Genomic DNA, 7,714 nt, shown 5'->3' on the forward strand with positions numbered 1-7,714 from the left:
GTGGCCCAGAGCGAGGCGGCCAGGCTGGTGTCGCCCACGTAGGCCGGCGCCGCGCTGATCCGAGAGTGTGCATCGCGGTAGCGCAGCACCACCGGCTGCACCGGCGATTCCGTCGAGATGGCCGCCTGCAGCAGGTTGGCGTGGAAAGGCAGCACGTCGTGGCCGTCGCTGGTGGTGCCTTCGGGAAACACGGCGACGATGTCGCCGGACTTCAGCGCCTCGGCGATCTGATGCACCACGCGAAGCGCGTCGCGCTTGCGCTCGCGCTCGATGAACAGCGTGCCGCCGCTGGCCACCAGGAAGCCGAGGAAAGGCCAGTGCTTCACGTCGGCCTTGGAGACGAAGCGCGCGGGGTGCACGGCGTTGATCGCCAGGATGTCGACCCAGGAGATGTGATTGGCGACGATCAGCACCGGCCCCGCATGCACCGTGCCGCTCGCCTGCAGCCGGATGCCCAGCGCACGGAGCATGCGCGCCGACCAGCGCCCCACATGGCCCATGCGCTGCGCCGGCGTGATGAACGGGAACCACAGCGCGCAGATCAGCGCGCCCGCCAGGGCCTGGAACAGCGCAGCGGCGAGCCGCCAGAGCGCGCGCGGCAGCCTCACCCGCGCGCGGCCTCGTACGCGACGTGGCCGCCCACCAGCGTGGCGATCACGCGCCCGGGCAGCTCGTAGCCGGCGAACGGCGTGTGCTTGCCCTGGCTGCGCAGCGCCGCCGCCGTGACCTGCCAGTGCGCCGCAGGGTCGAACAGGCACAGGTCGGCCACGCCGCCCTCGACGAGCCGGCCAGCACTCGAGCCGAGCGAGCCGAGCGACTCGCCGAGCACGCCCACCGGCCGCTGCGTCACGGTGGCCAGCGTCTGCAGCAGCGACAGGCCGCTGTCGGCGCCCCATTTCAGCGCCAGGCTCAGCAGCAGCTCGACCCCGGTGGCACCCGGCTCGGCTTCGGCGAAGGGCAGGTTCTTCGCATCCTCGTCGACCGGCGTGTGGTCGCTGACCAGCGCATCGATCGTGCCGTCGGCCAGCGCGGCGCGCAGGGCATCGCGGTCGCGCTGCTGGCGCAGCGGCGGCGTGACGCGCATCGCGGCGTTGAAGTAACCGATGTCGACATCGGTCAGGTGCAGGTTGTTGACGCTGACGTCGCAGCTGACCGGCAGGCCCTCGGCCTTGGCGGCGCGCACCATCTCGACGGCGGCAGCGCTGCTGAGGCGGCACAGGTGCACACGTGCCCTCGTGTCGCGCACCAGCTCGAAGATCAGCGCCAGCGCGATCGTCTCGGCGATCGCGGGCACGCCGGACAGGCCCATGCGCGTGGCCAGCGGCCCCTTGGCCGCGACGCCGTTGCCCAGCCAGGGGTCGTTCGGACGCAGCCACACGGCGTAGCCGAAGGTCGAGGCGTACTGCAGCGCGCGATGCAGCACCAGCGTGTCGCGCACCGGTGCCTCGGCCTGTGCGAAGGCGACGCAGCCGGCCTCGGTGAGCTCGGCCATCTCGGTCAGCGCCTCGCCCTTGAGGCCGCGCGTCAGCGCGCCCAGCGGATACAGGCGCGCATGGTTGAGGTTGCGCGCGCGGAACTTGAGCATCTCCACCAGTCCCGGTTCGTCCAGCGGCGGGTCGGTGTCGGGCGGGCAGACCAGGTGCGTGACGCCACCAGCCATCGCTGCGGCCATCTCGCTTTCCATCATGCCCTCGTGCTCGTGGCCGGGTTCGCGCAGGCGCACCGCCAGGTCGACCAGGCCGGGCGCCACCACCAGGCCGGAGGCGTCGACAGTGCGGTTGGGTGCGAAGTCGGCGGCCACGCGGCCGATCGCCACGATGCGGCCGGCGGCGATGGCGATGTCGCCGGTCTCGTCGCGGCCACTGGCCGGGTCGACGATGCGGCCGTTCTGGATCAGGACTTTCATGGGTTGTTGCCCGCGATGATGGACATGACCGCCATGCGCACGGCGATGCCGAAGGTCACCTGCGGCAGGATGACGCTCTGCGTGCCGTCGGCGACGGCGGAGTCGATCTCGACACCGCGGTTGATCGGCCCGGGGTGCATGACGATGGCGTCGGGCTTGGCGAGCGCGAGCTTCTCCGGCGTCAGGCCGTAGTTCTTGAAGAACTCCCCGGCCGACGGCAGCATCGCGCCGCTCATGCGCTCGTTCTGCAGTCGCAGCATGATGATCACGTCGGCGCCTCGGATGCCCTCGGCCATGTCGTGGCAGACGCGCACGCCCATCTCGCGCAGGTCACCCGGCACCAGCGTCTTCGGGCCGACGGCGCGGATCTCGGGCACGCCCAGGGTGGTCAGCGCGTGGATGTCGGATCGCGCCACGCGCGAGTGCACGATGTCGCCGACGATCGCCACCGTCAGGTTCGTGAAGTCTCGCTTGAAGTGGCGGATCGTGTACATGTCCAGCAGCCCCTGCGTCGGGTGCGCATGGCGGCCGTCGCCGGCGTTGACCACGTGCACGTGCGGTGCGCAATGCTGCGCGATCAGGTACGGCGCCCCGCTCTCGCTGTGCCGCACGACGAACATGTCGGCGTGCATCGCCGAGAGATTGGCGATGGTGTCGAGCAGACTCTCGCCCTTGGCGGTGGAGCTGCGCGCGATGTCGAGGTTGATGACATCGGCCGACAGCCGCTTGGCGGCGATCTCGAAGGTGGTGCGCGTGCGCGTGCTGTTCTCGAAGAACAGGTTGAACACGCTCTTGCCGCGCAGCAGCGGCACCTTCTTCACCTCGCGCTCGTTGACCGAGAGGAAGGTGCCGGCGGTGTCGAGGATCTGCGTGAGAACGGCCTTGGGCAGGCCCTCGATCGAGAGCAGGTGGATCAGCTCGCCGTGGGCGTTGAGCTGCGGGTTTCGTTTGAACAGCATCAGATGGCCTTTCGCCGGGCCGCCCCAAGAAAGGCCGCGCCCCCTCGGGGGGCCGCGCAGCGGCGAAGCCGCAAGCTTGGGGGCCTCATGTCGTTTCCTTGATGTCGAAACTGAAGTGGCCTTGTTCGTCGCGGGCGAGCGACAGGCGTTGCCCCCGGGGCAGCGCCACGCGCGCCGCCGAGAAGGCCGGCTGGATGGGCAGTTCGCGCCCGCCGCGGTCGACCAGCACCGCCAGCGTCACGCTGGCCGGCCGGCCGAAGTCGAACAGCTCGTTGATCACCGCCCGCGTGGTGCGGCCGGTGAACAGCACGTCGTCGATCAGCACCACGTGGCGGCCCTCCACCTCGAAGGGCAGCCGGGTGTGGTCGGCGCTGCCGCTCATGCCGCGCGAGCCGAAGTCGTCGCGGTGCAGCGCGCTGGAGATCACGCCGTGCTCGCCGGGCAGCTTCAGGTCGCGCTGCAGCCGCTCGGCCAGCCAGGCGCCGCCCGACCAGATGCCCACCAGCGCGCAGTCCGGCTTGAGCAGGGTGCGCACGCCGGCCAGCAGGTCGGTGTAGAGCGCTTCGGCGTCGAGGTGCAGGGTGCTCATGGCAGGGATCGCAGGTATTGGTCGAGGATGATCGCGGCCGAGGCCGCGTCGAGGTCTCGCGCGCCCGCGGCGGCGGCCTCGGTGGTGCTGTAGCGCTCGTCCACCTCGTGCACCGGCAGCCTGTAGCGGCCGTGCAGCTGGCGGGCGAAACGCTGCGCCCGGCGCGTATTGTCGTGCGGCGTGCCGTCCGGATGGACCGGCACCCCCACGATCAATGCATCCGGTTGCCATTCGTCGATCAGCCGGGTGATCGCGGCAAATCGCGGCTCGCCTTCGGCCGCGATCGTGCGCAGCGGCGTAGCCTGGCGCGTGAGGCTGTTGCCGGCGGCGACGCCGACACGCCTGAGTCCGAAATCGAATGCGAGAAAGCTGCGGGGAGGGGTGGACACGGCGCTCGGCGAAGCGCTCATGCGTGCCCCGCCTCCTGGCTGAGCATGCGCGGGTCGATGCCCAGCAGCGACAGCGCGCGTTCGTAGCGCTGCTCGACTGGCGTATCGAAGATGATGCCCGGCTCGGCATTGACCGTGAGCCAGCCGTTGCGGCCGATCTCGTCTTCCAGCTGGCCGGCGCCCCAGCCGCTGTAGCCCAGCGTCACCAGCACCTTCTTCGGCCCGGCGCCATGGGCCAGCGCTTCCAGCACGTCCTTGCTGGTGGTCATCTCCAGGCCGCCGGGAATCTGCAGCGTGGAGTTGTAGTGGCCGCCCTCGCCGTCGCCGCCGCCCAGCGGCTCGTGCAGCACGAAGCCGCGCTCGGTCTGCACCGGGCCGCCGAAGAACACCGGCTCCTCGGCCAGGTCATCGCGGTCGAGCGTGAGCTCGACCTTCTCGAACAGGTTCTTCAGCTTGATGTCGATCGGCTTGTTGATGACCAGGCCGAGCGCGCCCTTCTCGGTGTGCTCGCACAGGTAGACCACGCTGCCCGCGAACGTGCCGTCGGCCATGCCGGGCATGGCGATCAGGAACTGGTTCGTGAGGTTGATCGGTTCGCCCGCCATGAGGCCATTTTATAGACTCGGCCCATGCCCCACGACAAGCACGCCCCTGCGCCGCTCGACGCGGCGCTGGTCTGGTTCCGCCGCGACCTGCGCGCCTACGACCACGCCGCGCTCTACCACGCGCTGCGCTCGGCGCGGCAGGTGTGGTGCGCGTTCGTGTTCGACCGCGACATCCTCGATGCGCTGCTGGCGCGCGGGCTGTCGGCCGATCGGCGCGTGGAGTTCATCCACGACAGCCTGGAGCAGCTCGACGAGGCGCTGACCGCGCTCGGCCGTGCCCACGGCCACGATGGCGTGCGGCTGCTGGTGCGCCACGGCCACGCGGTGCCGGAGATCGACCGGCTGGCGCGCGAGCTGCACGTACAGGCCGTCTACGCCAACCACGACGACGAGCCGGCGGCGCTGGAGCGCGACGCTCGCGCCCGCGGTGCGCTGGCTGCCCACGGCATCGCGCTGCACACCTCGAAGGACCACGTGATCTTCGAGCGCAGCGAGGTGCTCACCGGCGCCGGGGCGCCGTACAGCGTGTTCACGCCGTACAAGAACGCCTGGCTGCGCAAGCTGGAGCCGTACTACCTGAAGGCCTACCCGGTCGAAAAGCACGCGGCCGCGCTGGCGCCGGTGCCCGAGGGAGTCGCGACCGCCATGCCGACGCTGGAAGCGATGGGCTTCGCACGCACCAACCTGCACACGCTGAAGATCCCGGTGGGCTGGCGCGGTGCGCAGTCGCTGCTGGCCGACTTCCTGCCGCGCATCGACGACTACCAGCGCACGCGCGACTTCCCGGCGGTGAAGGGCCCCAGCTACCTCTCGGTGCACCTGCGCTTCGGCACCTGCTCGGTGCGCACCCTGGCGCGCGAGGCCTGGGCACGCTCGCAAGCCGGCAGCGAGGGCGCGCAGGTCTGGCTCTCGGAGCTGGTGTGGCGCGACTTCTACCACCAGATCCTGCACCACCACCCGCGCGTCGTGGGCGCGAGCTTCAAGCCCGAGTTCGACGCGATCCGCTGGGAGCACGGCAGGCACGCCGACGAGCTGTTCCTGGCCTGGTGCCAGGGCCGCACCGGCTATCCGCTGGTCGATGCGGCGATGATGCAGATCAACCAGACCGGCTACATGCACAACCGGCTGCGCATGGTGGTGGCGAGCTTCCTGACCAAGGACCTGGGGCTCGACTGGCGGCGCGGCGAGCAGTATTTCGCCGACCACCTCAACGACTTCGACCTCGCCGCCAACAATGGCGGCTGGCAATGGGCCGCCTCGACCGGCTGCGATGCGCAACCCTGGTTCCGCATCTTCAACCCGGTCGCGCAGAGTCGCAAGTTCGATCCACAGGGCCGCTTCATCCGGCGCTACCTGCCGCAGCTGGCGAAGCTGCCCGACGAACTGATCCACGCGCCCTGGGAAGCGCGGCCGGTGGACCTGGCCGCTGCCGGCATCGAACTCGGCCACGACTATCCCGCGCCGCTGGTGCGGCACGACGAAGCGCGCACGCGCACGCTGGAGCGCTTCGGGGTGGTGAAGAAGAGCTGAGAGCTAGAACAGCTCGACGTCGCCGATCTTGGCGTCGTCGGCGAGGTGGCCACTGGCCACCAGTTCGGCATGGTGGCGCACCTGGTTGCGGCCGTTGCCCTTGGCGAAATAGACCGCCTTGTCGGCGCGCTCGAAGGCCCCGCTGGGCGTGTCGCCCGGCTTGAGCTCGGTGAAGCCGATGCTCACCGTGATGTGGCCCACCTGGGGGAACGGGTGGCGCTCCACGTTGCCGCGCAGCCGCTCGAAGGCATGGGCAGCTGCCTCTCCGTCGGCGCAGCGCATCAGCACCACGAACTCCTCGCCGCCGAACCGGTACAGGCGGTCGTCGAAGCGGAAGCTGCTGCGCATCAGACGCGACATCAGCAGCAGCACCTCGTCGCCGATCAGGTGGCCGAAGCTGTCGTTGACGCGCTTGAAGTGGTCGATGTCGATCACGCCCAGCCAGTGGCGGCAGCCCCCGCCGTGGCGCCGACCGGCGTCGGTGTCGGCGGCAGCCGGCCCCGACTCGGCCACCGTCTTCATGAAGCTCTCGTCGAAGGTCTTGCGGTTGAGCAGGCCGGTCAGCGTGTCGCGCTCGCTGTAGTCGAGCAGGCCCTGGAAGTTGCGGTAGATGCGCAGGATGCTCATCACCATGCGCTGGTCTCGCTCGTCGAGCGGCGCATCGCTCTCGACTTCCATCACGCCGAGATGCTCCCGATCGGTGGCGACGGGGAAGAAGGTTCGGTTGACCGGCCCGGCCACCTGCACGATGCCCTGCGTGCGGAAGGCCTCCAGGCGCTCCGGGTGGTCTTCTCGGCGCGGCAGCTGGTCGAGGTCGATCCAGGCCGGGTCGGCACTGGCCGCCAGCTCGCCGGCAGTCAGCCGGGCGCGCGTCAGCCAGCGCTCGTTGCCGGCCTCGCCGACGCTGCGGTAGATGGCCACCGCGTGCGGCCGCGGGCGCAGCAGGTCGCGCAGCGCGCCGACCAGCGTGACGTCCAGCAACTCCCGGTCGCGGAAGCCCGTCAGCTCGGCGAGGTGGTCGACCAGCTCGGCCATCGCGGCAATGTCAGGCCGTGGCGGCCGTGGCCACGTAACGGCCGATCAGGGCCAGCAGATCGTCTTCCGAGTACGGCTTGCCCAGGTAGTGGTCGACACCCAGCTCGGCGGCGTAGTCGCGGTGCTTCTGCGCGATGCGCGATGTGATCATGATCACCGGCAAGTCGCGCAGGCGGGCGTCGCCGCGGATGTTGCGCACCAGGTCGAAGCCGTCCATGCGCGGCATCTCGATGTCCGACAGCACCACCTGCGGGCGCTCCTCGGCCAGCTTCTCCAGCGCGTCGATGCCGTCCTTGGCCAGCGCCACGCGGTAGCCTTCGCGCACCAGCAGGCGCTGCGTCACGCGGCGCACGGTGAGCGAGTCGTCGACCACCAGCACCAGCGGCGCCGCCACGTGCTGCGGCTCGGCAGCGGCCATGGTCGGCGCGGCCGGGACGGTACCGCCCTGCAGGGCCGCCACGGTCACGGCGCGGGCACTGTCGCCGTACAGGGTGGCCAGCGCCACCGGGTTGTAGATCAGCGCCACGGCGCCCGAAGCCAGCAGCGTCATGCCGGCCAGGCCGGGCAGCCGCGACAGTTGCGGCCCGAGGTTCTTGACCACCACTTCCTGGTTGCCGAGCACTTCGTCGACGTGCAGCGCCACACGTTGCTGCGCGCTTCGAACCACCACCACCGGGCGGGTGCGCCCGGCGTTCTCGGTC

General features: G+C 70.3%; 9 protein-coding genes. 1 reads left to right on the plus strand and 8 read right to left on the minus strand.

Annotated elements, in window-relative coordinates:
• The 6 genes from AB7U92_RS17640 to AB7U92_RS17665 all read right to left on the minus strand — a co-directional run.
• A partial coding sequence (locus tag AB7U92_RS17640) for a lysophospholipid acyltransferase family protein (RefSeq protein WP_428579786.1) occupies positions 1-608 on the minus strand: 608 nt, incomplete at its 3' end.
• A complete protein-coding gene (locus AB7U92_RS17645; RefSeq protein WP_428579789.1) occupies positions 605-1,906 on the minus strand; it encodes a dihydroorotase in 1,302 nt (433 codons plus the stop codon). The genes AB7U92_RS17645 and AB7U92_RS17640, both read right to left, overlap by 4 nt.
• A complete protein-coding gene (locus AB7U92_RS17650; protein WP_428579792.1) occupies positions 1,903-2,865 on the minus strand; it encodes an aspartate carbamoyltransferase catalytic subunit in 963 nt (320 codons plus the stop codon). The genes AB7U92_RS17645 and AB7U92_RS17650 overlap by 4 nt, the downstream gene beginning before the upstream one ends.
• A gap of 85 nt (positions 2,866-2,950) precedes the next feature.
• The gene (gene pyrR / locus AB7U92_RS17655; protein WP_428579795.1) at positions 2,951-3,454 is read right to left on the minus strand and encodes a bifunctional pyr operon transcriptional regulator/uracil phosphoribosyltransferase PyrR; all 504 of its coding nucleotides are present in this window, start codon (positions 3,452-3,454) and stop codon (positions 2,951-2,953) included.
• A complete protein-coding gene (gene ruvX, locus AB7U92_RS17660; protein ID WP_428579797.1) occupies positions 3,451-3,864 on the minus strand; it encodes a Holliday junction resolvase RuvX in 414 nt (137 codons plus the stop codon). Before ruvX ends, pyrR begins: the two co-directional genes overlap by 4 nt.
• Complete coding sequence (locus tag AB7U92_RS17665; protein WP_428579800.1) at positions 3,861-4,448, minus strand: YqgE/AlgH family protein; 588 nt, start codon at positions 4,446-4,448, stop codon at positions 3,861-3,863. Before AB7U92_RS17665 ends, ruvX begins: the two co-directional genes overlap by 4 nt.
• Before the next feature lie 24 nt (positions 4,449-4,472).
• Between AB7U92_RS17665 and AB7U92_RS17670 the strand changes: the two genes are divergently transcribed.
• The gene (locus AB7U92_RS17670; RefSeq protein ID WP_428579803.1) at positions 4,473-5,978 is read left to right on the plus strand and encodes a cryptochrome/photolyase family protein; all 1,506 of its coding nucleotides are present in this window, start codon (positions 4,473-4,475) and stop codon (positions 5,976-5,978) included.
• Between the two features lie 3 nt (positions 5,979-5,981).
• On the opposite strand, the gene AB7U92_RS17675 is transcribed toward AB7U92_RS17670, so the two are convergent.
• Positions 5,982-7,013 (minus strand): GGDEF domain-containing protein, encoded by a 1,032-nt coding sequence (locus AB7U92_RS17675; protein ID WP_428579806.1) that lies wholly within the window; start codon positions 7,011-7,013, stop codon positions 5,982-5,984.
• A gap of 10 nt (positions 7,014-7,023) precedes the next feature.
• Positions 7,024-7,714: response regulator (locus AB7U92_RS17680; RefSeq protein ID WP_428579809.1), on the minus strand; the 691-nt coding region annotated here is incomplete at its 5' end.

The organism is Piscinibacter sp. (assembly GCF_050175855.1).
Taxonomy (GTDB): domain Bacteria; phylum Pseudomonadota; class Gammaproteobacteria; order Burkholderiales; family Burkholderiaceae_C; genus Piscinibacter.

What these genes read in the sequence shown, in the direction of transcription:
- AB7U92_RS17645 (WP_428579789.1), bottom strand. Translation starts at nt 1,906, where the DNA reads ATGAAAGTCCTGATCCAGAACGGCCGCATCGTCGACCCGGCCAGTGGC.
- AB7U92_RS17650 (WP_428579792.1), bottom strand. Translation starts at nt 2,865, where the DNA reads ATGCTGTTCAAACGAAACCCGCAGCTCAACGCCCACGGCGAGCTGATC.
- pyrR (WP_428579795.1), bottom strand. Translation starts at nt 3,454, where the DNA reads ATGAGCACCCTGCACCTCGACGCCGAAGCGCTCTACACCGACCTGCTG.
- ruvX (WP_428579797.1), bottom strand. Translation starts at nt 3,864, where the DNA reads ATGAGCGCTTCGCCGAGCGCCGTGTCCACCCCTCCCCGCAGCTTTCTC.
- AB7U92_RS17665 (WP_428579800.1), bottom strand. Translation starts at nt 4,448, where the DNA reads ATGGCGGGCGAACCGATCAACCTCACGAACCAGTTCCTGATCGCCATG.
- AB7U92_RS17670 (WP_428579803.1), top strand. Translation starts at nt 4,473, where the DNA reads ATGCCCCACGACAAGCACGCCCCTGCGCCGCTCGACGCGGCGCTGGTC.
- AB7U92_RS17675 (WP_428579806.1), bottom strand. Translation starts at nt 7,013, where the DNA reads ATGGCCGAGCTGGTCGACCACCTCGCCGAGCTGACGGGCTTCCGCGAC.